Source organism: Rhizobium sp. BT03, assembly GCF_030053155.1.
In the GTDB taxonomy this organism is placed as follows: Bacteria; Pseudomonadota; Alphaproteobacteria; order Rhizobiales; family Rhizobiaceae; genus Rhizobium.
The window spans coordinates 113135-136753 of the sequence record NZ_CP125642.1 but is presented as its reverse complement, the minus strand read 5'-3'; the positions used below and the strand labels follow the sequence as shown (position 1 = coordinate 136753).

The following is a 23619-nucleotide window of genomic DNA, read 5'->3' as shown; positions in this document are numbered from 1 at the left end:
TCAAAGGATGCAGTCGCTGATATCGCAAAGCGTGCGCTGAGCGCGGCAAATGACTTCGGCCGCCAATGGCCGACATCGGCTGTACGGGCGAGTGTCCGCTTTGGGGCCGTTTGCGATCCTTCAGCTTTTGGTAAGCTCCAACACAAACGTTCGTAGCCGAGTGACGGGCGAAGAGGCCTGTGTCAGAATGATCGCGTGAACATATACGACGTCTTGGGCATAGTCATCAGGCTGCGGGGCTCTTCTTGATCAATTCAACGACCAACATAGACTATCGTGGGGCGCGAGGGTCCAACGCAGGGGACCAATTCCACGAACTTTGGGCCCTGTTGCAAATTCTTGAACTGTTGAAGCCAGGGACCAACCTTACTGCAGTCGGCGTTGAAGGAGTGAAGGCGGACACTCCCGCTGATGCGGATGGCGCGACATGGGATGGCGTTGATGTCGCGCTGTACTATGGCGCGGCTTCGCTCGAAGCCGCCGATCGGGTTGAATTCGCGCAGCTAAAATATTCGTCGGCAAACCCAGAGAGCCCTTGGACCCTAGCCAGGCTGACTTACAACACCGCAAAAAAGGGAAACAACTCTGCCATTCGCAAGCTGGCAGACGCTTTCGAGGACGGGAAAGCCCGGATGAAGGCCGGAGCGGCGCTTAGAATCCGCTTCGTCAGCAATCAGGCAATCGCAAATGAACTAGGCATAGCGCTGGCGGCCCGATGGACCGGCGATTTCGCGACGGCGGGGCTGCCGAACTCTATCGTTACAAACCTGCGCGATCTTCAAAGCGCTACTGGTTTAAACCAATCCGAGTTTGCCGAATTTGTCGCTTGCCTCGATGTCACGGAATGCGGCGTTGGTTCGCGCTTTAAGCTCCAAGAAAACATTATAGGCGTTGTCGCCGAGCATCTTGGCGACGATGTTTCCTCGGAAGCCCGCGACCTTCAAATGCGTGTCCGCGACCTCATGCTGCCGGAACGCGCGAATGAGGTAGTGACAGAAAAGAATGTCCTCCTCTGGTTTGGCTTTTCCGCTCGTGAGGGCCTGTTTCCATCGGAACCCGATATCCGTCTTCCCTCCAATCCCATTAAACGCGCGGCCGCTGATACTGTCCTGACTCTGTTGAACAATGGAACGAATGTCATCTTGGTCCGCGGCGTTGGCGGTTGCGGGAAAACAACCCTCATGCGCCAGGTCCAAGATGGACTACCGTCAGGGTCCGTTTCTGTGAACTTTGATTGCTTTGGCGGCGGTCGGTATATCTATGCCGACGACAAGCGTCATCTCCCGGAAAAAGCTTTTTTGCAACTGTCCAACGAGATTGCGCTGGCTCTGCAATTGCCGCTTTTTATCCCGAGGGACTTGAAACACCCGGCGCATGTCGGCCTTTTCCTGTCAAAACTTAAAACGGCGGCGAAAGCGCTGGAACAACTCGATTCCAGGGCATTTCTCGTCATCATCATAGACGCTGCCGACAACTCCGTGGCAGCGGCCAGTGCCGCAAACCCGCAAGAACGTTCCTTTGTCCACGATCTCGCCCACGCTAATCTTGCGGAGCTTCCGTACAATGTGCGCTTCATTCTTTCGACACGCACGGCACGCAAAGACATCCTATTGCTGCCACCAAACACCGTCGAAGTCGAGTGCCCCTTATTTGATCTATCGGAGACAAAGCGGCACCTAGAGACTGTGGTATCGAACCCGTCTGATACCTACGTCGAGCAGTTCCATGGGCTCTCACACCAGAATCCCCGCGTGCAGGCATACGCATTATCCGCATCGAGCGCGGACCGCTCCAATCTTCTGGACGTGCTGCGTCCCGGAGGAAAAACGCTGCCCGACGTTCTCAGCTTGACCTTTGATTCAGCGCTGAAGAAGCTTGGGCAGGCCGCGATATTTGACCGTCTGTTGGCGGCTTTGGCATTTCTGCCCGCCCCGGCCAATGTTGGCGCCATAGCGCGGGTTGCGGGTTCACAAGACGGCATTGTTCGCGACTGGGCGGGTGATCTCGTACCTGGGCTTAGACTCCATGATGGAGCAGTCTCGATCGCGGACGAGGACTTCGAAACATACATAAAAGAGACAGCGCATAAGCACAAAATTGCCACCCTCGCACGCATCGCAGATGATTTTCTATCGAACTTCGCGACCGATCCTTATGCCTCCCTGCACGTAGCTGATGCGCTCGGCGCCGCTAATCGGGTAAATCAGCTTCTCACCGTCATTGAACGTGATCCGCAGGTCACTGCTATCGGCGATGCGGTTTTGAAGCGCCAAGTCCAGGTGCGGCGGCTATGGCTCGCTCTTCGGGCATCTCGGCACGCGGGCACAGTAGTTGATGCACTGAAGACCATTCTGATCAGTGCCGAGGCTGAGAAGGACGACAGCACGCTTACCGATTTGCTCGAAAGGGAACTCGATTTGTCCGTCGAGTTCAGCGGGGCTTCACTGCGAAGGACCATATTACTGGAGCGCGATCGTATAGCAAGGCATGGTACTTTTCTCGCCCATGACGCCGCAAGAGCCAGCCGCGCGGATGACGGTATAACGACTAGGGAGCAACTCCACTTTTACGATGCATGGCTTCGGGAACGCGAGAATGTTCAGGGAGACAAAATCAATGACTGGGAGATTGAAGATCGCGATATTGCCGCGCGGACTGAAGCAATCCTCTACCTTGTAGGGCCAGAGCAGGCGTTTTACAGTCTGATGCGGTGGTCGCCACCTAGCGTGCCGCTTCGCGTCGCTTTCATCCTCATTCCAGAATTGATTTCCACGGGGAAATCGAACGTCCTGCGCGAGTTGTTAGACCAAAACCTCGTTCCTCGACCATGGGACCTAATCGTCTGGTCGGCACTCGCGAGCGCGGGTGAAAGTATTGACGTCAATGCTATCGAACAGTCCTTGAAACGTATCCGGCGCAAATTCGTCCCCGACCCTGGAACATTCTTCAGCTCGTATAGTGAAGAAGACTGGGACAAAAAACTACTGGACGTGTTCATTACCTCGTGCGAGTTGGCCTACCGCCTCAAGGTCAATACGACTGTCCTCGTAGCAGCATTGAAAAGAATTCTAATATCTGTGGAAGGTAAACCGCGCCATTTATATGGCTCTGATTGCTACCGCATCGATGCGCTTTATCGGTGCTGGCTGCTGCTGGCTGCCCTTGAAGGAGAACCGTCGGAGATCAAGCGATTTTTGGCCTATGTGAAATCGTTGGAGCCATTGCCGCCGCCAGAAGACGAACCGAAAAATAGTTCGAAGAAAGCAACGCGCAAATCGCCGCTGGACAGTCAAAGAGATCGCCGCCTCCAGACCATCCTGCATACATTGTTCCCTGTGTATGCAGCTCGTCTTGCCGTATTAACCGGCAGCCGAGACGGGCAGCCCGCGTCTCCGTCGCTTCTTAGGTCGCTGGGCTCAATCCGCTCCTCGGCATGGGAGTTCGACCAAGATCATGATAGCATTAGTCTGCGCACGATCGCAGGACGTGCTGTTATGAGTCTTCTAATTGTCCCCGAGACTACAGCCGCCGAACTAGAGACGTGGGCCAGCGACCTGCTGCATGGTAAGTACGGCGACTGGCTCGCCCTGCGCCGAGCCAAGCTCTGGGAGCAGATGCGGGTGCGTCCGGCCGAAGCGAACGCTCTCATCGAACTGATTGCCAAGGCTTCGGCGGAAGTGTGCGACGCGCGGGCGTCCGCCTCTGACAAATTGGAAACCATGGTCCGCCTCGCACGGCTCGCGCTGCCCGTTAGCCGGTCTGATTCCGAAGCCCTCTTCAACGATGCCGTAAACATAGCGAAGGAGATCGACCAGGAGGCCATCGATCAGGTTGAGTTTGCCCAATCTGCGGCGGAAGCGGCGAGCTTTGACGATCCGCAAGAAAGCCGCCGCATCGCCGGCAGTTTGTTCACCTTTGTTTCCGGGGCGTACGAGCGGCTATCCAGTCGAGACTTTAATTGGAATGCGAGTGTTGGTGCTTTGGTCGCCACTGATCTACCATGCGCCCTTGCTGGTGTTTCGCGATGGGCGGATGAGGGAGTTGTCCAACTGGAGACGACCTTAGAAACGCTGATCCCGCTCGCCCTCAAACGCAAATTGATCAGCGCTGGCGAGGCCGCAGCGCTGGCTGGCGTCATGGAATCTGCCAATCGCACGATCTGCCGGAACATAACGAGCCATGCATCCCAAGGCGACCACGACGTGTTTGAAGAAGTCGCCAAAGACGCGTTGCTGCACGCCTCCCAGTCGGAACGCATCAGCATTGGTAAGGCCGTCCTTGAACAGCTTCCAGCATCTGCGCGCGGGGGATCATGGACCAAGCGCCTTCAACGAACCGTAGATTTCCGCGAACTGCTTGAAGGCCAAGAGCAGCCCGTCGGGGCGGTCCGCCTTGGCCGTCTACCCGCGTGGGAAATAACCGACGAACTACCGAAGGAATTTGTGTTTGAACCGATCGAACCATTCCTTGATGCCGAAGAGATTGAGAAGATTCTCAAGGAGGCGAACTCATCGGGGCTGCGTTACACTGATCGCGAACTGCTCGAAAAAATGATGAACGCGTCATCGGGCGTGAAGCACAGGGTTCCATTTCTCAAAGCAGTTGCCTCCATCTCGGACGAAGCGATTTGGAGTGGGACCAGAGAGGAGGTTCTTTCTGCAACCATCAAACAATGGAGAGGCACGCCTTCCGTTGATCGATGGTGCCGTGAAGAGCTTCCCGCTGTTATCGTCAATCAGTTTGCCAGCCTTGCACGCTGGATCAAGCAAGGCCAATCGACGCTCCCAGAAATGCTGCAACTGACTGGTCTCGACGCCAACGACAAACTGAACGTTATCCTGTCAGGAGTGGCTGAGAACGGCGACCTTTTGAGCAGTCGGTCTCTCTTTGGCGTCGCCGAGCTGATTTGCGAGGGTATCGCGCCCCGCGATCTTGGTTTCGTCTTGAGTTGGTATAGTGACCGGATGCTTGCGCGGATTCCTGCGGCGCAGCGCCAAGCATTGCCGCTTCAAGACACCCCACTGCAAACGCCTGAGGCGATAGGACGATTTGTCTTTGCGCTTATGAGCGATATCGACACTCGCATTCGTTGGCGTGCCGCCCATTGCTTTCGGAAACTTGCCCGACTGAGGTGCCGGGATGCTTTCAATGCAACGATCTCGCAAGTCGATCGCGTTGGGGACGCGGCGTTTCGCGATCCCAACGCGCCCTTTTTCTTCCTTGGTGCGCGCTTGTGGCTAGCGCTCGCAATGTATCGAGTCAGCGCAGAAAGCCCCACAGCGCTGGCGCCTTTCAAAGATGTCATCTTCAGCCTCGCGACCTCCCAGCTTCTGCCGCACGTGTTGATCCGCGAGTATGCCAAACGCACGCTTCTTCAAATGACATTAGCGGGCAACGTCAACCTGGATGCCGCCGAGAAACTGGCTCTTGAAAGGGTTAATCTTCCTCTCAAAGGCGAAACCGGCAAAGAAAGAAAATCGGGCACGTCGTTTGAGAACTATCGCCGGGATGAAGAGCGACGGTTCCAGTTCGGTGTCCTAGACACTTTGCGATACTGGTACGAAGATATCTTGCGTATCTTTCCGACCGTCTCTCCAGATCAGGTTTTGGCTATCGCAGAGCGATGGATCATAGATCGATGGGGCGCGGATCCAGAGGCAAACTGGTGGGACAAGGAATCAAGAAAAGGCCGATACGACGAGCGGCGTTTCGGCCTGTGGAGTAACGGCCACGGTTCAATGCCCACGATCGAGCGATACGGAAACTATCTTGAATGGCATGCAATGCACTGCACGATTGGCGAACTCTTGGAGACGCATCCGGCCACAAAAAGCGAAATGTCCTTTGATCGCTTTGATTATTGGCTTGGACAATATCTCCCCACCTCGCCGCCGGAGTGGTTGTCCGATCACCGCAGCACTACGCCGTTGGAGGCGCAATTCTGGCGTGCAGACCCGCGGACTGATAAAGGTTGGCTGTTCAATGTGCGGCGGGACGAGATCCTAAGAGAAATCGGGCTCTCAATGCCTTCGCGGCCAGGCTGGATTGTCGTTAAGGGTTATTGCACGGCACATTTTCCCAAGCGTGAAGAAAATATCTCCGTCTCCACCGCTCTAGTGTCCCCTAAGCCAGCTTTGTCGCTGGTTCGAGCGCTTCAGACGGTCGGCAACCACTTTGATTTCCGTATTCCCGATGAAGACGACGACGCCGAGATCAACGCTCCACCTTACCAGCTCACCGGCTGGCTCGCTTATTTTCAGGGAGATGCTGGCTTCGACAGCCGCGATCCTTCGCGTTATGAGGTCGGTCGAATCCACGCCGGACCGGGGAAAGCACTGATTAGTTCATTCGGTCTGGTTCAGCAAACGGACGGCGCGGCAATTTGGGTTTGTAAAGACACAGGCGAGGCAGCTTTAATATATGAAGCATGGTGCGATGAGCCATCACGCGAAAACGATTATCCTCGCCGAACTAAATCTGACGGTTGGCGGCTTTGGGCACGAGAGGACATCATTCAGTCGTTCTTGCAGAAAGAGGATATGGACCTAATCTTCGAGGTACGGATCGATCGCAGACTTCGGAATCAATACCAGCACTCTTACGAATCAGATGAAAAAAAGAAAACCCACGACAAAATCATCCTCCTCACAAGGGACGGCTCCATCCGCGACTGCAGAGGAGACTTTGGCGTTTGGCAAACGTCTCGTCGCCGAGTACGAGCTTGAATCTGGAGTCGATACGCTTGGTCGATGGCTAGTTCATCATATCGCCGAGCTTATCCAAGACGCCGAAGAAGCAACTTCCGCAGATATTGCCGATCGCCGAGCTGCGGCGGCGAACGCTATCTTGAAGTTTTGGGAGCACCGCCGATCGCTGGATAGAATCGACCCGCTTCGCGATCTCAAACCTCTGCTTGGCGTCATCAGAACGCTGAATCCGGATGAAAATAGATGGAGCCTGCACAGTCAAGATGGAAGCACCGCGCTCTGCGACCTCTATTCCGCTATACGACAGATCATAGTCTTCCTTCTGCTAGACAAAGCGCCTAGTGCGCAGGTTGAACAAAGCAAGTTCCTCTCGGACGAGGAAGCTGAAATCATCGGCGCATTGAACATTTGGCTCGCCGAGTACCAGAAGGAAGCGTTGAAGGCGAAACCTAAACCGCGGCCGCGAAAACGCCAAGCAGAGGCCAATAATTTTGACCCCAAGACTTACGTGCTTTCAGAGATAGATGATGCCCGACGGGCTCTCGACGCTCTGGAACGGGAAGTGCGTGGCCTCGCTCCGATCCCCAAGCCGAACCCGTACGAACTCCTGATAAATGAAAGGCTCCCGCAAATTCGAATAATCACGGTGCCGTCCAACGAAGACCAAGACGACAACTCGGAATTATAGTCGTACCGGACAGAGCGCTTCGTGGGTAAAGTCGCGAGAAAAGAATGCGCCTCGCGCCGCATCGTGATCGCGGGCAGCTTTCGCCCCCGGAACCAACCCCGGCAGGACGAACTGCCGACACCTAGCCAGCCGCTTCAAGCCGCCGTCGGGTTGATCACATTCATATCAATTTCGGTCAGTTCCACCCGCCGCTCAAAGGCAATGCCCGCCTCGTCGAAGAGATGGCAATCGGCGGCATTGATGCCGGTCGCAACCGGCGCATCGGCGCGGATGCCGACGCTGCCGGGGAGCATGGCGCAGAAGTTCTCGGCTTCGCCGTTGAGCGAGGCATAGGCGACCGTATTGGCGCCGAGGCGTTCGATGACGGTCGGGGTGACGGTGAAGACGATATCGCCGCCGTTGAGCTGGATATGCTCGGGGCGGATGCCGAGTGTCAGGGTTTTGCCTGATATGCCGTCGCGTGGCGTCACCGGCAGGAGGGCGGTCTGGCCGCGATACTCCACTTCGACGCCGGCGGCGCTGACGCCCTTGCAGGTGACGGGGAGAAAATTCATTTTCGGGTTGCCGATGAAGCCGGCGACGAACTTATTGGCAGGCTTGTGATAAAGCTCCAGCGGCGCGCCGGTCTGGGAGATATTGCCGGCATCGAGCACGACGATGCGGTCGGCCATCGTCATGGCCTCGACCTGGTCGTGCGTCACATAGATCATCGTGGCCTTCAGCTGCCGGTGCAGCTTGGCAAGCTCGATGCGCATATCGGCGCGCAGCGCCGCATCGAGGTTGGAGAGCGGCTCGTCGAACAGGAAGATCTTCGGTTCGCGCACGATGGCGCGGCCGATCGCGACGCGCTGGCGCTGGCCGCCGGAAAGCATGCCGGGCTTCTGCTGCAGCCGCTCTTCGAGGTGCAGGATGCGCGCCGCATTCTCCACCCTGGCCTTGAGCTTTGCCTCTTCCATCTTTTCGACGCGCAGCGGGAAGGCGATATTTTCGAAAACCGTCATGTGCGGATAGAGCGCGTAGGACTGGAACACCATGGCGATGCCGCGCTTGACGGGCGGCAGGTCGTTGACCCTGACGCCGTTGATGACGATGTCGCCTGCCGTCGTCGCATCGAGGCCGGCGATCATCCGCAGCAGGGTGGATTTGCCGCAGCCCGACGGCCCGACGAAGACGACGAACTCGCCATTCCTCACCTCGAGCTGCACGCCCTTCAGAACTTCGTAGTCGCCGTAGAATTTCTGAACTTTGTTGAGAAGGAGCTGTCCCAAAAATCTGTCTCCGCCGGCGGCCTTCGTCGCACATTCGATATGGGGGAGGGGCCGCGGCTTGTGCCGCGACCCCAGGGCGAGCCTCAAAAGGGCTTACTTGAAGGCTTCGATTTCGGCGGCAGCCTTCTTGAGTGCTGCCTCCGGTTCGGCCTTGCCTGTCACGACCGACTGGATCATCTCGATCATCGAGTTCTGGAAGCCCTTATAGTCGGTGAAGAGCGGCTCCGGACCACCATAGCTGATGCCCTCGATGAGCGGCTTCCAGTAAGGATCCTTGGCGACGAACTCGTCGACCTTCTTCGAGGGACGCAGCGGGGTGAGGCCGGCGCCGCCCTGCAGCTCGTATTCCGACTGGACATCGGGCGAGGTGATGAACTTGGCGAACTCGGTCGCCTTGTCCTCGACGCCGGAGCCCTTGAAGATCGCCAGGCTGTCGGTGATCAGCAGCGTGCCCGGGCCCTTGGCGTCGGGGCCGAGCGGCAGCGTGGTGATGCCCCAGCTGATCTGCGTCTTCTTCAGGCGGTCGGCGGCACCGGAGCCCGCCTGGATCATCGCCACCTTGCCATCGAGGAAGATGGCGCGGACTTCGTTCTGCTCATAGGCCGTCGGGCCTTCTTCGGAGTAGGGGACGATATCCTTATAGGCCTTCAGCGCGGCGAGAATCTGCGGGCTGTCGAGCGTGACCTTGCCGTCGGCATCGGTCACCGCGCCGTTATTGGTGTAAACCCAATGCATGAACTGGTGCATGGTGTTGTCGAACGTCTTGGCGGAGAGACCGAAGCCCGGAATGCCGGTCTTTTCCTTGATGGTCTTTGCCATCTCGATTTCTTCGGCCCAGGTCTTCGGCGGCTTCTCGGGATCGAGGCCGGCCTGCTTGAACAGGTCCTTGTTCCAGTAGAGCGCCTTGGTGGAGAAGGCGATCGGAACGCCCCACTGGTTGCCCTCGAAGGTCACCGTGTCGACGATGTGGGGGTAATAGGTCTTCTTCTCGTCGTCGGTCATCGGCACCGGAACGATAAGGTCGTTCTGGGCGAATTCCTTCAGCGTGCGCGAGCCGACATAGGCCATGGCCACAGGCGTGCCGGCGGCGGCCAGCGTCGTTGCCTTGTCCTGGCACTGCGCCCAGCCGACGACTTCGGGCGCAATCTTCCAGCCCGCGTTCTTTTCTTCCCACTGCTTGATGTATTTGACGTGGACCGGGTCGATCGTGTCGCCGCAATAGATCCAGCTGATTTCCTTGTCGGCCGCCTGGGCAGTGACCGCGGTCAGTGCGGTCGAACCGAGCAAGGCGAGCGCCATAAGGCCTGTCTTGATTGTTATACTCACGTCGTGACTCCCGTTCTTGTGTTAGCTGTTCACTCGTTTTTTTGGTCTTATTGTTTCACCGCACCGGCGGTCAGCCCGCCGACGAGGTAGCGCTGAAGGAAGAAGATGACGACCATTGCCGGCGCGATGCCGACAAAGGAAGCCGCCATGAGTTCGTTCCAGATAACCTCCTGCTTGCCGAAGTAAGCAAAGAGACCCACCGGCAAAGGCATGTATTCGGTCTTCGAGTTGAAGGTCAGCGCGAAGATGAATTGCTGGGCGTAAGCGCCGATGAAGGTGGTGATGGCGACGACGATGATCCCCGGCATCGCAATCGGCAGGATGACGCGGCGCAGCGTGTAGAAATGGCTGGCGCCATCCATGTAGGCGGCTTCGTTGAGTTCCTGCGGGATACGGATCATATAGGTGCGCAGCAGCCAGATCGCCGAGGGGATCAGGAAGGCGACGCCCGGCACGATCATGGCGAGATAGGTGTTGAGCACGCCCATGCTGCGCATCAGCCGGAAGAGCGGGATCAGCAGCACGGCGCCGGAGAACATGTTCACCGTCAGGAAGGCGCCGAGCAGGATGCCCATGCCCTTGAATTCGAACTTCGCAAAGGCATAGGCCGCCGGAATGACGAGGCAGAGCACGATCAGCGTGACGATGATCGAGATGAAGAAGGAGTTGAAGATATAGCGCCCGAAGCCCGGGACGCTGACCCACATCGTCCGGTAGGCCTCGAAGGAACCATTCTCCGGCCAGAAGCGGTAGGGCGAGGAGAAGAGCTGGCTGAGCGGCTTCAGCGACACCATGAAGCCTTCGAAGAAGGGCGCCAGCACGAAGAACAGAAAGAGCGCGATGCCGCAATAGATCAGGATGATCTCCCACCAGCGGTAACGGTCGATCATGGCGGGACTGCTCATGCGCGCTTCTCCGGGTTGAGGCGGCGGGTGACGCGGAAATAGGCAAAGCAGAAGAGCGACAGGAAGATGCAGATCAGCACGGCGCGGGCCGCCCCTTCGCCATATTTCTTCGAGCCGATGGCGGTCTGATAGGTATCGATGATCATCGTCGTCGTCTCGCCGCTCGGTCCGCCCTGCGTCAGGATCCAGATGATGTCGAACGAGTTGAAGGTGGCGATCAGCGACAGCATCGACATGGTGATGATGGCGGGCACCATCAGCGGCAAGGTGATGCGGCGGAAGCGATACCAGCGGCCGGCGCCGTCGGTCCATGCGGCCTCGTAAAGATCCTTCGGAATAGACTGGATCGCCGCCAGGAAATAGATCGTCACCAGCGGCACGCCGATCCACACGTCGGTGACGATCGTCGCCCAGAAGGCGGTGCTGCCATAGGCGAGGAAGGCGACCGGACCGTCGACCAGCCCGAAGCGCTGCAAAACGCCCGATATCATCCCGAACTGGCCATTATACATCCAGCCCCACATGAAGATGCCGATCGCCATCGGCACGATCCAGGGCGGCATGGTCAGTAGCCGGAACAGCGAGCGGCCGGGCACGGCGGCATTCAGCATGCAGGCGCCGAAGGTGCCGATTACCATTTTCAGCGCGACCGAGAAAAAGGTCCAGATGAAGGTGCGGAAGATGACCTCGGCAAAGGTGGCGTTGAAGATCTTCTCGTAATTGACCCAGCCGACCCAGTTGGTGGTCTTCTTCAGCGATGCATCGGTGAAGGAGAGAATGAAGGTATCGACGAGCGGATAGGCGACGATGGCGAGAACATAGAGAACGGCCGGAAGGAGGAGGATCCAGGCGAAGATGAAGGCGCTTCTTTGAACACTCATCTTGCCGCCGTCCTCAAGCCGCTCTGGCGTGAAGGGCCTCGTCGAAGCGGTCCCAGACGGGACGCAGATCGACGACGGTTTTCTTCATCCTCGCTTCGTCCATCGCGAGCGCCAGAATGCCGGCTTCGAGCGCATTCAGCGTGGAAACCGGAAGCTCGAGCCCGGTGCGCACGCTTTCCAGGAGGTCGCTCGCCATCTGTTCATCGGCGCCATAATGCTGGGAGAGCTCGGTGGCGGCATATTTGTTCTCGACCACCTTGTTGCCGGTCAGCTGCTCGTGCACATCGAGATAGCCGCGGACGAAATCGCCCTCGGCCATGCCGCGCGAGCCCATGATGGCGAAGCGGCGGAACTGGTCGGGCACGTTCAGATTGGTGTGGAAGTTCATGCCGACGCCGTTTTCATATTCGACGATCGCCACCTGGTAATCGATGATGTCGGCATCGCTGTCGAAGACCTTGTCCGATCCCATCCAGCCGCTCGGCTTGCGGTGGAAAAGCTCGAGGTCGTTGATCCCTTCGCGCGCCGGGTCGTTGGCCGGAATGAAGCTCTTGCGGCCGCCGAAACTCGCGACCCGCTCCGGCCGCGCGCCGACGACACCATTATAAAGGTCGAGGTCGTGGCAGCATTTCTCCAGCATGAAGCTGCCGGAATAGCGCTCGTAGCGGCGCCAGTCGCGCATGAAGAAGGCGCCGTGATAGGGCTCGATGTGTTCGGAGGCCTCGATCGAGACGATCTGGCCGAGCTTGCCCTCGGCCTGGATGGCGCGCAGATCCTTGTAGAGGGGCGAATAACGCAGCACCAGGCCGACCATCAGCCGCTCATGGCCGAACTTCGCCATCAGATGGGCAAGCTCGATGCTTTCGGCGATCGTGGTGACGATCGGCTTTTCGCAGAAGATCTTGAGCCCGGCTTGCAGCCCGAGCCTGATGTGATCAAGATGCAGGTGATTGGGGGAGCCGATCATCAGCAGATCGAGCTTTTCGGAAGCGAGCAGCTCCTGCGGCGAGCCATAGGCCTTGCCGACCGAAATTCCCTTTTCCGTCAATCCTGGAAGTCCGGCGGGTTCCGGATCCACATAGCCGACAATATCGAAGCTGCTATCGATCGCTTTGAAGACGTAGCCGAGATAGCCGAGCCGGAATCCCAGCCCGATGATTCCCACTTTCATGCCGATCAAGTTCCCAGTTTAGGTAATTTATTTTCTTTAAGTTGGGACAAAAAACGAGGGGCGTCAATAGAAAACGGGCATCACAGCAGGAGTATGAAATTTATTTTCATAGAGCGGTAGGCGGATGTCGATTGCCGGCTGCTGCAGGCGGGAGGCGGATCGCCGAAGGGAGGAGCGCGCACCGCTTGAAGCGGCCGCAGTGAATTCAGCCTCTGCTTCTGCTGCGGCAAGCACACGCGAGACTCGCGAAATGTTGAAAAGACACGTGAGTTTACGTGTGTAGGATGGTGCGAGAACCCGAGGCAAGGAGGAGCCATCATGACCCGCATGACAGCCAAGGATTTCCCGCAGGAACTTCTCGAACTCTATGATTACTACGCGCACGGGAAGATCACCAAGCGCGAGTTTCTCGACCGGGCCGGCAAATTCGCCGTCGGCGGGCTGACGGCAGCCGCCATTCTCTCGTCGCTGAGCCCCGATTATGCGCTGGCGACCCAGGTCGAGGCCACCGATCCCGATATATCAGCCGAATACATCACCTATCCCTCGCCGAAAGGAAATGGCGATGTCCGCGCCTATCTCGTCCGCCCGAAAAACGCCACCGGCAAAGTCGCCGCCGTGGTGGTCGTGCACGAAAACAGGGGCCTCAACCCCTATATCGAGGATGTGGCGCGGCGCGTGGCGAAGGCCGGTTTCATCGCGCTGGCCCCGGATGGCCTGACATCGGTCGGAGGCTACCCCGGCAATGACGAAAAGGGACGGGAGCTGCAGCAGAAGGTCGACCCGGAAAAGCTGATGAACGACTTCTTCGCGGCCGTGGAATTTCTGATGAAGAGCGATCTCACCACCGGCAAGGTCGGGATTACCGGCTTCTGCTATGGCGGCGGTGTCGCCAATGCCGCGGCGGTCGCCTATCCCGAACTGGCCGCCGCCGTGCCTTTCTACGGCAGGCAGCCGCGCGCCGAGGACGTGCCGAAGATCAAGGCGCCCCTGCTTCTGCATTATGCCGGGCTGGACAAGGGCATCAACGAAGGCTGGCCGGCCTATGAGGCCGCGCTGAAATCATCTCAAAAAACCTACGAGGCCTATGTCTACCCCGACGTCAATCACGGCTTCCACAATGATACCACGCCGCGCTACGACGAAGCGGCCGCCAAGCTCGCCTGGCAGCGCACGGTCGACTGGTTTAAGAAATACCTCGCCTGAGAAGGCCGAGTTGGACGATGCTGCGGGCGGGACGTGCTCCCGCCCTCTATTCGTGCTTGCGTGCGGTCAAGGCGACTGACGGTCGGTGATCAGGCTCCAGAAAGAACCGTCGCCGGACAGGTTTTCAAATTCGGCAAGCTTGCGAAGCTGGCGGAAAGAGGCGTCGGACACGCTCCGATTTCCCCAGCGCAAGCAGTCCATGAATTTGACTTGACGTTCGTCAACGCTCATCGGCGCTTCGCGCGATCCCTTCGCATGCAGGCGGGACTTTTTCAAAATGCGCCCGTCGCGCATCATGACCGTGACGACATGCGGGAGGCGCTCCACGCCTTTTTCCTCATCGGCCGAATAGGACTGCATGTCGATGCGCGGCATGAATTCCCGGATTTCCGGGCGCCCGATCTGCTGCCGTGTAAAGTCCGAAAGGCTAAGGCAGCCTTTGAGGAAAGCCGTCGCCAGGCAATATTGCATCGAGAAACGTGCCTGCATCTCATCGGCGGGGTCGGGATAAGCGAGGTTGCGGGCAGCGGATATGCCGACTTTCGTCTCGATCCCGGCAATATCATCCGCCAAAAGCCGATGCTCCTGCTTCAGATCCAGAAGCGCGTCGATGGCGCGATGGGTTGAAGCGCAGCAGGGATGGCGCTTGGTCACCACGCCCCGGCTTTCGATGATATGCTCCTGCTCGAATGTCAGGCCCTCCCAGCCCCTGGCATCATCGCCCCCGAAAAGGTCGAGGAAGCCTTGCGGCCGTTCGAGGATATCCGGCCGGCCGCTCAGACCCGCAAGCGCCATGCGCGCCGCATCCACGGCATTACGCGCTGCAATGCCGGCATGAAGCGGTTTGGCGGCCGTACCGAATTGCCCCTTCGGGCCGCAGGCGAAGCTCGTCGCAAGGCTCATCGCCGCGACTAAGCCGTTTTCGTCGGCACCGAGAAGCCGGGCCACGCCAGCCGCGGCCCCGATGCTGCCGACCGTCGCCGTTGCGTGCCAGCCCCTGTTGTAGTGAGAGGGATTGACGCCGAAGCCGACCGCCGCCTGCGCTTCCAGCCCAGCCAGGTAGGCCTCGAGAAATCGTCTTCCGCTTGTGCCCCTGCCGCTCGTCAGAACCGCCAGCAGCGCCGGCACCAGCACCGCGGAGGCATGCGCCCTCGCCGGATGGAAATTGTCATCGAAATCGAGCGCATGCGCCGCCGTCGCGTTGATGAGTGCGGCAAGCGAGGGCGAGGCCAAGCCGCCGGTGATGAGCCGCGCTTGGCCGCCGCCGGCGATTTCCCCGTCGAAAGCGCGGGTGAGCGCGGCGACGCTTTCATCGCCGCTGCCTGCAATCATGCAGCCGATGGTGTCGACCACGGCATCGCTTGCCCGTTCGATGGCGAGGGTTGAGAACGTCGTTCGCGACAGGAGCTGTTGCGCGATCGTCCGGAGAATGGTGACCATTGACGAAAGTCTTTCCGTGAGTTTGGTTCTCAGCGAAAATGTTCAAATTTCCTGAGGTCCGCAATCTTATGCGGTTTGCGGGTAGGGCTATCGATATTGGGGATAGAATGGCGCGAGACACGAGTGCGGCGATCAGCCTGAAGCATATCGAGGCCTATGACGCCATCGCTGCAACGGGCTCGACGATCGCCGCTTCCGTCGAGCTCGGGATCTCGCAATCGAACGCCAGCCGCTTGCTGCAGCAACTGGAAGACTATCTCGGCGTCCGGCTTTTCGACCGGGAAAAGAACCGGCTTCAACCGACCCGCGAGGGGCTGCAGCTCGGCCCGGAAATCCGGGCCATTTCCGACCGGCTGCGGGCCTTGAAAACGGCGGCGATGGAGCTCGAGAGCGGTCGCTCGCGCGACATCATGCTGCGGCTCGCCTTTCCCTCCAGCCTTTCCTCGACACGCATTCCGAAGCTGGTGAAGAATTTTCTCGCCGCAAATGGCCCAATGCGTGTTGAAGTCGCTTCCGGCAGCTATCTCGCCATCGAACGGATGGTGGCCGATGGCGAGGCCGATCTCGGTTTCGCGCGTCTGCCGCTGATGAGCCCGGGATTGAAGCCGGAGAAGATCATGTCGTCGCGGGTCATCTGCGCCCTGCACAACGATCATCCGAAGGCCGGCAGCCGGCAATTGTCGGTCGGCGACCTGAAGGGGCAGGATCTGATCATGCTGAACAGGGAGCGCCCAGTTCGCCATGAACTGGAGGCTTTGTTCTACAAGGCCGGCATCCGTCAGCGCCCGCTGCTCGAAGCGCATTCGGTGGCGAGCGCCTGCGCGCTGGCCGGCCAGGGGCTCGGCATTGCACTGGTCGGCGAGATCATCGCCCGCGAATATGCGACGCTGCCGCTGCAGTTCATTCCGCTCGAACCGGAACTGCCGGTTGCCTATGCGCTGATCAGCGGAGAGAAATTTCCGATGCCGAAGGCCGCCAGCCTCTTCCTTCAAAGCATTTCGGACTGGGCATGATGACGGCGCCAGAACCGTCCCGGGGGATCGCAAACGTATGAATATCAAGCAACTGGAAGTCCTGCGCACGCTCCTGGCGACAGGGTCGACGATTGCCACGGCAAAGACGATGGGTCTCAGCCAGTCCGGCGTCAGCCGCCTCCTCCAGCAGCTCGAGGCGGATCTTTCGATGTCGCTTTTCGTGCGCGACAAAGGCCGTCTCGTCCCCACCCCCGAGGCCCTGCTTCTTGCCCGCGATGCCGAAAACATCTTGCTGGCGGTCGACCGAATGTCGGGCCATGCCGAGGACTTACGAAGCGGCGCCGCCGGCCCGGAGATCGTCCGCATCGGTCTGCCGAGCAGCATGTGGGAGCATTTCGCGCCGGCAATGCTGGCCGATTACATCAGTGATTTCCCCGGCGTGCGGATCGAAACCTTCTTCGAGACGACGACCGCGATCAACAAGCTCGTCGAGCAGCGGGTGATCGATTTCGGCTTTCTGCGCATGGAGGGCGAGAGCGGACCGGGCATCGAGGTCGAGCGCGTCGCGACCGGCGAAAGCGTCTGCGTCGTTCCGAAGGATCATCCTCTTGCGAAGCTGGAGGAAATCACGGTCAGGAATTTGCGCGACGTGCCCCTCATTCTGATTGGCCGACAGCGGCCGAACCGTATGGCGCTCGACCAGACCTTCCGGCGGGCCGGCGTCAAGCAGATCGTCAAGATCGAGACGCATACCAACAGTTCGGCCTGTTCCTACGTCGCGCATGGCCTGGGGGTCACGATCATCAGCAGCTTCTATGCGAATCTCTATCGCCACCTGCCGGTGGTTCACCGTCCCTTCGTGCCGCGCGCGACCCAGGAGTTCGGATTGGCGAGGGCGGTCGGGACGCCGCTCTCGATTGCCGCCCACGCTCTGAGTGACGCCTTGAAACGACAAATCCAGCTTTCACAAAAAGACGTTTAAAATCAGATTTTTAATCTGGTCATTTAAGCCGACGCAGTCGCCTAGGTTGCCCTCTTATTCCGCATAGACTTATGACGGAATCGCATAATATTGCGGATATTTCTTCATTCGATCATAGTCTGCGGCAACGAAACCGATGGCGCTGGGCACTGTCCGTCGCCCATCGCGGGGAACAAAAATGCTGAAATTCGTTCTGAACCGCCTGCTGATGGCCTTGCCGACGATCGTCCTCGTTTCGGTGACCGTCTTCACGCTGATCCGCTTCATACCCGGCGATCCGGCGGCACTGATGCTGGGGGATATGGCTGAGCCGGCCCAGATCGCGGCGATGCGCTCGGAACTCGGCCTCGACAAATCGTTGCCGCAACAGTTCCTGATCTGGACCGCCAATGTCGTCCAGGGTGACTTCGGCAGCTCGATCGTCAACGGCGAGGCGGTTTTGCCGCTCGTCGTATCGCGCTTTCTGGTCAGCGCCGAAATCGTCATCGTCGCCGTTCTTCTGGCAAGCCTCATCGCCGTGCCGGCCGGCGTCATCGCCGCCTGGCGGCAGAACAGTCTGACGGATCTGGCGCTGGTCGGCACGGCAACGATCCTGCTGTCGATCCCGACATTCTGGCTCGGTCTCCTGCTTCTGCTTTTCTTCGGCTTGCAACTCGGCTGGCTACCGGTCCTCGGCTATGTCTCGATCGGCAGCAACGTCACCGGCGGCCTGCTCTACCTGGTGCTGCCGATCATGACCCTGGTCATTCACGAGATGGGTGTGTTGATCCGCATGGCACGCGCCTCGACGCTGGAAGTGCTGCGTCTAGACTATATCACCCACGCCCGGGCCAAGGGGCTTTCCGAAAGCGCCGTCCTTTGGCGGCACGCCTTCAAGAACGCCTTCGGCCCGACCTGGACGGTCATCGGCCTGATCCTCGGCAACCTGCTCGGCGGCATCGCCGTCATCGAGACGGTCTTCACCATTCCGGGGCTCGGACGGCTGATGGTCGACAGCATTTTTGCCCGCGATTACCCCGTCATCCAGGGGTGTCTGCTGTTCGTCTCGCTTTCCTATGTGCTGGTCAATTTGGTCGTCGACCTGCTCTATCCCTTGTTCGATCCGCGGGTAGTTGCCGAATGAAAAACGTCACCTTCAACGGCTTCATCGGCAGCATTCTGATTGCCGCATTGCTGATCTCCGCTGCGATCGGCCTCTTCTGGACCCCGTATGATCCGATGAAGCTCGGCTTCACGGCACGGCTGGCGGCGCCAAGCAGCGCCCACTGGCTCGGAACCGACGAATTCGGCCGCGACGTGCTCAGCCGCCTGATCGTCGGCGCCCGGGCGAGCGTCTGGATCGGCACCTTGACGGTCACATTCGCAACCGTCTGCGGCACGCTGATCGGTCTCGTCAGCGGTTACGCCCGCGGCTGGATCGATGCCGTCATCATGGCCGTCAACAACGCGCTTCTCGCCTTTCCGGGCATTCTTCTGGCGCTTGGATTGCTCGCCGTCTTCGGCGCCAACCAATATGGCATCATCTTCGCGCTGGGCATTGCCTATTCTCCGTCGATGGCCCGCGTTGTCCGGGGTGCAGTCCTGTCGCTGCGCGAGCGGGAATTCATCGAGGCCTCGAAGGTGATGGGCAATGGCGAGCTCTACACCATGTTCCGCCATATCCTTCCCAATTGCGTCGCCCCGATCACCGTGCTTGCGACCTCGATGTTCGGCTGGGCGATCCTTTCGGAAAGCGCGCTCAGCTTTCTCGGTCTCGGCGTTCCGCCACCGGCGCCGACCTGGGGCAACATGCTGGCCGCCGGCCGGCCGTTCATCGAGCAGGCGGTCTGGCTGGGTCTGTTCCCGGGCCTGGCGATCGCCCTGACGCTCCTCGGCATCAATCTTCTGGGCGACGCTCTTCGGGACAGACTCGATCCGCGGATGAGGGGGCTGAAATGACCAATGAAACGCTTTTGAATGTCCGCAACCTGTCGCTGCAGGTCACGGGGACCGGTGTGCAGGTCGTCAAGAACGTCAGCTTCGACATTGCCGCAGGCGAGATCTTCGGCATCGTCGGAGAAAGCGGCTCGGGCAAGACGCTGGCAACACGCGCGCTGATCTCGCTGCTGCCGGCACCGATCAAGGCGATCGGCGGCTCCGTCGCCTACAAGGGACGCGACGTGCTTTCGATGAACGGCGCGCAATTGCGCCAATTGCGGGGCGCGGAAATCGGTGTCGTCTTCCAGGAGCCGATGACTTCGCTCAATCCCTCGATGACCGTCGGCCGCCAACTCGAAGAAGGGTTGCGGCTGCACACGAAACTTTCGCAGGAAGAACGGCGCAGCCGGATCCTCGACATGCTGAACCGGGTCGGGATCCGCGATCCCGCCGGGGCGCTCACGTCCTACCCGCATGAATTCTCAGGCGGCATGCGCCAACGCATCATGCTGGCATCGGTCATGCTGCTGAAACCGGCGCTGTTGATTGCCGACGAGCCGACGACCGCGCTCGACGCGGTGATCCAGCGCGACGTCATGGAATTGATGGTCGAACTGACACAGGCGGAAGGCACCGCCGTGCTGCTGATCAGTCACGATCTGCCGATGGTTGCCCGCTATACCAACCGCATCGTCGTCATGGAAAAGGGCGTGATCGTCGAAGAAGGACGCACCGCCGATCTGCTCGACGCACCCAAGCGTCCCTATACCAAGAAATTGCTTTCCTCCCTGCCGTTCCGCGGAGAGAGGCGGACGATCGACAAGACCAAGGCGCCGATGGTCTCGGCGCGGGATATCGTCGTCGACTATCCGGGCCGGCGGTCGCTGATGAAGAAGGCAACGCCGAAGCGGGCACTGCATGGCGTCAGCATCGATATCCACGAGGGCGAAGTCGTGGCGCTTGTCGGTGGTTCCGGTTCCGGCAAAACCACGCTCGGCCGCACCATCGCCGGACTGGTCCGCGAGAGCGAGGGCGATATCCGGTTCAAGGGACGCAGCCGCGACGACGACTGGATGGACTACCGGCTGAATTGCCAGATGGTGTTTCAGGACCCTTATTCCTCGCTCAATCCGCGCATGACCATCGTAGCACTCGTCGAGGAAGCGCTGCGGCTCGTTCCCGATCTCGACGCTGCGGCAAAGCGCAAGCGCGCCCTGGAGACGCTTGAAGAAGTCGGGCTTGGGGCCGACTATGCGGAGCGCTATCCGCATGAGCTTTCGGGCGGCCAGCGTCAGCGCGTGGCGATTGCCCGGGCCATTGCGCGCCGGCCGAAATTCCTGATCGCCGACGAGCCGGTCTCGGCGCTTGACGTGACGGTCAGGGCGCAGGTGCTCGAACTCCTGTCCGATCTGCAAAAACGCTACGGCTTTTCCTGCCTGTTCATCAGCCACGATCTCGGCGTGGTCGAACAGGTGGCCGATCGCGTCGTCGTCATGCAGGACGGCCGGATCATCGAGGAGGGCGACCGCGATACGGTTTTCGACTGCCCGAAGGAGGCCTATACGCAACGGCTTCTCTCGGCCATCCCCGCTCTGGACCACAATGCCCAGGGCGGCGTGATCCTCAAATGGCGCCTGGAGAACTGACATGACGACGATGATTGAATCCGCAAAGCTCGCAGAGCGATTGAACGCCATCTGCGACGCCCAGCCTTTCGTGACACGCTTCATGGTGCGTGCGCTTTCAAGCGGTGAAACGATCGGCAGGGGCGCGGACGAGGAAACGCCCTCCGCCAGCACCCGAAAGACCTCGATCATGATGGCAGCCTTGAAGGCCGCCCATGAAGGCCGCCTCGATCTCGACGAACGGATCACCTACGAAAAGCGTTTCGCCGAGGAAGTGGCGAGCGGGATGTTCCGCTATCTCAGCCCCGGTATCGTCATATCGTTGCGCGACGCCATCACCGGCATGATGGTGCTGAGCGACAATGTCTGCACCAAGATGGTCTTCGAAAGGCTGACGCTCGAAGAGGTCGACAGCTATTGCAAGTCGATCGGCATGACCGGCACCAACCATCGCTTCCTCATCCCGCCCTTGGCGCTGTCGCCCGATCATTCATTGAAGGCCGTCACCACGACGACGGCGCGCGATCAGGTCTATCTGCTGCAGACCATCCTGGATGCGCAGGATTCGCGGGAAGCCGCCGACCGGCTCGGCTGCTCGCAGGCGCTCAGCGTCTATGCGCTTCAAACCCTGAAGAACCAGATCCTGCGTTATGCCATTCCCTCCCGGCTGCCGTTTGGCGTGCTCGTCGCCCACAAGGGCGGCACGGGAAAGCGCGGCCGCATGAATGCCGGCATCGTCTATCGCGACGGTTCCCCCTTCTACATCATCGCCGCCTATACCGACGACGTGCCGCAGGAAATGCCGGACGGCACGCCCGGCTACACAGTCGCGCTTGAAACCATCGGCAGACTCTCACGCGCCTGCTGGGATGAATTCCAATCCTAACGATCATAAAAAGAGGGTAGAACAATGCATAAGCTTCTTCTTGCAGGCACCATGTTGATGGCGATGACCGGCGTGGTCGACGCCCGCGACATCGTCGTGGCTCAAAGCTCCGACCTGCGCAGCAACAATCCGGGCGTCAATCGCGACGGCAATACCGATGGCGTCATCCTGCATATCGTCGAAGGGCTCGTCGGCTATGCCAACAACGGCGAGGTCAAGCCGCTGCTGGCAAAGAGCTTCGAAGTCTCGGCGGACGGGCTGACCTATAGCTTCAAATTGCGCGACGGCGTCAAATTCCACAGCGGCAAGACATTGACCGCCGATGACGTCGTGTGGAACTGGAACCGCTATCTCAAGCCCGAAACGAAATGGACCTGCCTGCCCGATTTCGACGGCAGCGGCACCGTGCATGTTACCGGCGTCAAGGCAGCCGATGCCTCCACCGTCACCATCACGCTGGAAAAGCCATCCGCGGTTTTCCTTGGCCTCCTGTCGCGCCCCGAATGCGGTTACACCGGGATGATCTCCCCGGAATCGGTCGGCGCGGACGGAAGCTTCATCAAGCCGATCGGCACCGGACCCTTCAAATGGGATGAATGGAAGAAGGGCGAATATATCCGTCTCGCCAAGTTCGACGATTATGTTTCGCCGGAGAATGACGGCAAGCCTGACGGCATGGTCGGCTCCAAGCGCCCTCTCGTCGATGGCATCAAGTTCATGGTCATTCCCGATGCTTCGACTGTGAAAGCCGGCCTTCAGTCCGGCGTGCTCGATACCGCGGAAATTTCGCCGGATCTCATTCCCGAATTCAAGACGAGCGACACGATGCAATTGATCGTGGCCCGTAACAACGGCAAAAACCTGTTCTACATCCAGACGCGCGACAAGGTTCTGGGCAACCCCGGCGTGCGCCGCGCCATGGCGATGGCACTCGATCTCGACCAGCTCGTCGAGGCCGCCTCCAATGGCACCGGCGCCGCCAACGGTTCGATGGTTTCGCAAGATTCGCTCTATTTCGACGATGTCCAGAAGAAGCGTCTGCCCTACGACATCGAGGCCGCGAAGAAGGAGCTGGCGGAAGCTGGCTACAAGGGCGAGCCGATTACCATCATCGCCAACAAGCGCAGCAACGTGCCGAGCTTCCCGGCCGCGGTGATGGCGCAGGCCATGATGCAGCAGGCGGGTCTCAATGTGCAGATCGAGGTACTCGACTATGCGACGCAGGTCGATCGCCGCCGGTCCGGCAACTACCAGATCATCTCGCAATCGGTCGCGCCGCGGCTCGATCCGGCGCTGATGTACGGCTTCTATGTCGGCAACAAGGACAAGAACGCTTCCCTGATGTGGGATGATCCGAAGGCCGTCGAGTTGATGAAGGCCGCCTATGCGGAGCCCGACCGGACGAAGCGTCAGGCGATCTTCGACGAGTTTCACACGCTGATGCTCAAGGAAATGCCGGGCATCTTCCTCTATGACATGGTCGATGTCTGGGGCGCGACCAAGAAGCTGAAAGGTCAGCCCGTCTGGCAATCGAATGCCCGTCTTTGGGAAGTTTCGCTCGACGATTGAGCCTGAACTGCCGCGCCCGCCAGCTCGGGCGCCGCCATCCCACTTCGACAGCCAACAGAAGATCCGGCAGGCAG

The 23619-nt window shown here is 59.4% G+C and carries 16 protein-coding genes; 10 read left to right on the top strand and 6 right to left on the bottom strand.

Translation table 11 applies throughout. From position 1 onward, the window contains the following. Positions 1–245: 245 nt before the first annotated feature. Positions 246–6725, top strand: a complete 6480-nt coding sequence (locus tag QMO80_RS25405) for a hypothetical protein (RefSeq protein ID WP_283201100.1) — start codon at positions 246–248, stop codon at positions 6723–6725. Beyond that, complete coding sequence (locus QMO80_RS25400) at positions 6685–7395, top strand: hypothetical protein (RefSeq protein WP_283201099.1); 711 nt, start codon at positions 6685–6687, stop codon at positions 7393–7395. Before QMO80_RS25405 ends, QMO80_RS25400 begins: the two co-directional genes overlap by 41 nt. A 134-nt stretch (positions 7396–7529) precedes the next feature. Here the strand turns inward: QMO80_RS25400 and QMO80_RS25395 are convergent, their stop codons facing one another. The 5 genes from QMO80_RS25395 to QMO80_RS25375 form a co-directional block, all read right to left on the bottom strand. After that, on the bottom strand, positions 7530–8663 hold the full coding sequence (locus QMO80_RS25395) for an ABC transporter ATP-binding protein (RefSeq protein ID WP_283201098.1): 1134 nt from the start codon (positions 8661–8663) through the stop codon (positions 7530–7532). A gap of 93 nt (positions 8664–8756) precedes the next feature. Next, entirely contained in the window at positions 8757–9962 is a 1206-nt protein-coding gene (locus QMO80_RS25390; protein ID WP_283201220.1) for an ABC transporter substrate-binding protein, read from the bottom strand. A 74-nt stretch (positions 9963–10036) separates the two neighbouring features. Further along, a complete protein-coding gene (locus QMO80_RS25385) occupies positions 10037–10894 on the bottom strand; it encodes a carbohydrate ABC transporter permease (protein WP_049735831.1) in 858 nt (285 codons plus the stop codon). Next, the gene (locus QMO80_RS25380; protein ID WP_283201097.1) at positions 10891–11775 is read right to left on the bottom strand and encodes a carbohydrate ABC transporter permease; all 885 of its coding nucleotides are present in this window, start codon (positions 11773–11775) and stop codon (positions 10891–10893) included. The genes QMO80_RS25385 and QMO80_RS25380 overlap by 4 nt, the downstream gene beginning before the upstream one ends. A 13-nt stretch (positions 11776–11788) precedes the next feature. Beyond that, positions 11789–12946 carry a Gfo/Idh/MocA family protein gene (locus QMO80_RS25375; protein WP_283201096.1) on the bottom strand — a complete coding sequence of 386 codons (1158 nt, stop codon included), beginning with the start codon at positions 12944–12946 and terminating at the stop codon, positions 11789–11791. A gap of 318 nt (positions 12947–13264) precedes the next feature. On the opposite strand from QMO80_RS25375, the gene yghX reads away from it, so the two are divergent. Next, on the top strand, positions 13265–14152 hold the full coding sequence (yghX, locus tag QMO80_RS25370) for a YghX family hydrolase (RefSeq protein WP_283201095.1): 888 nt from the start codon (positions 13265–13267) through the stop codon (positions 14150–14152). 66 nt (positions 14153–14218) lie between these two features. Here the strand turns inward: yghX and QMO80_RS25365 are convergent, their stop codons facing one another. Continuing rightward, on the bottom strand, positions 14219–15592 hold the full coding sequence (locus QMO80_RS25365) for an MmgE/PrpD family protein (protein ID WP_283201094.1): 1374 nt from the start codon (positions 15590–15592) through the stop codon (positions 14219–14221). Between the two features lie 38 nt (positions 15593–15630). Here QMO80_RS25365 and QMO80_RS25360 point away from each other — a divergent pair, with 38 nt between their 5' ends. The 7 genes from QMO80_RS25360 (at position 15631) to QMO80_RS25330 (ending at position 23545) form a co-directional block, all read left to right on the top strand. Beyond that, positions 15631–16605, top strand: coding sequence for a LysR family transcriptional regulator (locus QMO80_RS25360; protein WP_283201093.1), 975 nt, complete (start codon positions 15631–15633; stop codon positions 16603–16605). Positions 16606–16642: 37 nt separating this feature from the next. Beyond that, the gene (locus QMO80_RS25355; RefSeq protein WP_062940264.1) at positions 16643–17548 is read left to right on the top strand and encodes a LysR family transcriptional regulator; all 906 of its coding nucleotides are present in this window, start codon (positions 16643–16645) and stop codon (positions 17546–17548) included. Positions 17549–17726: 178 nt separating this feature from the next. After that, positions 17727–18671: an ABC transporter permease gene (locus tag QMO80_RS25350; RefSeq protein WP_283201092.1), complete on the top strand. Its 945-nt coding sequence runs from the start codon at positions 17727–17729 to the stop codon at positions 18669–18671. Beyond that, positions 18668–19486, top strand: coding sequence for an ABC transporter permease (locus QMO80_RS25345; protein WP_283201091.1), 819 nt, complete (start codon positions 18668–18670; stop codon positions 19484–19486). The genes QMO80_RS25350 and QMO80_RS25345 overlap by 4 nt, the downstream gene beginning before the upstream one ends. Beyond that, positions 19483–21111: an ABC transporter ATP-binding protein gene (locus QMO80_RS25340; RefSeq protein ID WP_283201090.1), complete on the top strand. Its 1629-nt coding sequence runs from the start codon at positions 19483–19485 to the stop codon at positions 21109–21111. The genes QMO80_RS25345 and QMO80_RS25340 overlap by 4 nt, the downstream gene beginning before the upstream one ends. Position 21112: 1 nt before the next feature. After that, positions 21113–21976 carry a class A beta-lactamase-related serine hydrolase gene (locus QMO80_RS25335; RefSeq protein ID WP_283201089.1) on the top strand — a complete coding sequence of 288 codons (864 nt, stop codon included), beginning with the start codon at positions 21113–21115 and terminating at the stop codon, positions 21974–21976. Positions 21977–22000: 24 nt separating this feature from the next. After that, complete coding sequence (locus QMO80_RS25330) at positions 22001–23545, top strand: ABC transporter substrate-binding protein (RefSeq protein WP_283201088.1); 1545 nt, start codon at positions 22001–22003, stop codon at positions 23543–23545. The last annotated feature ends 74 nt before the right edge of the window (positions 23546–23619 follow it).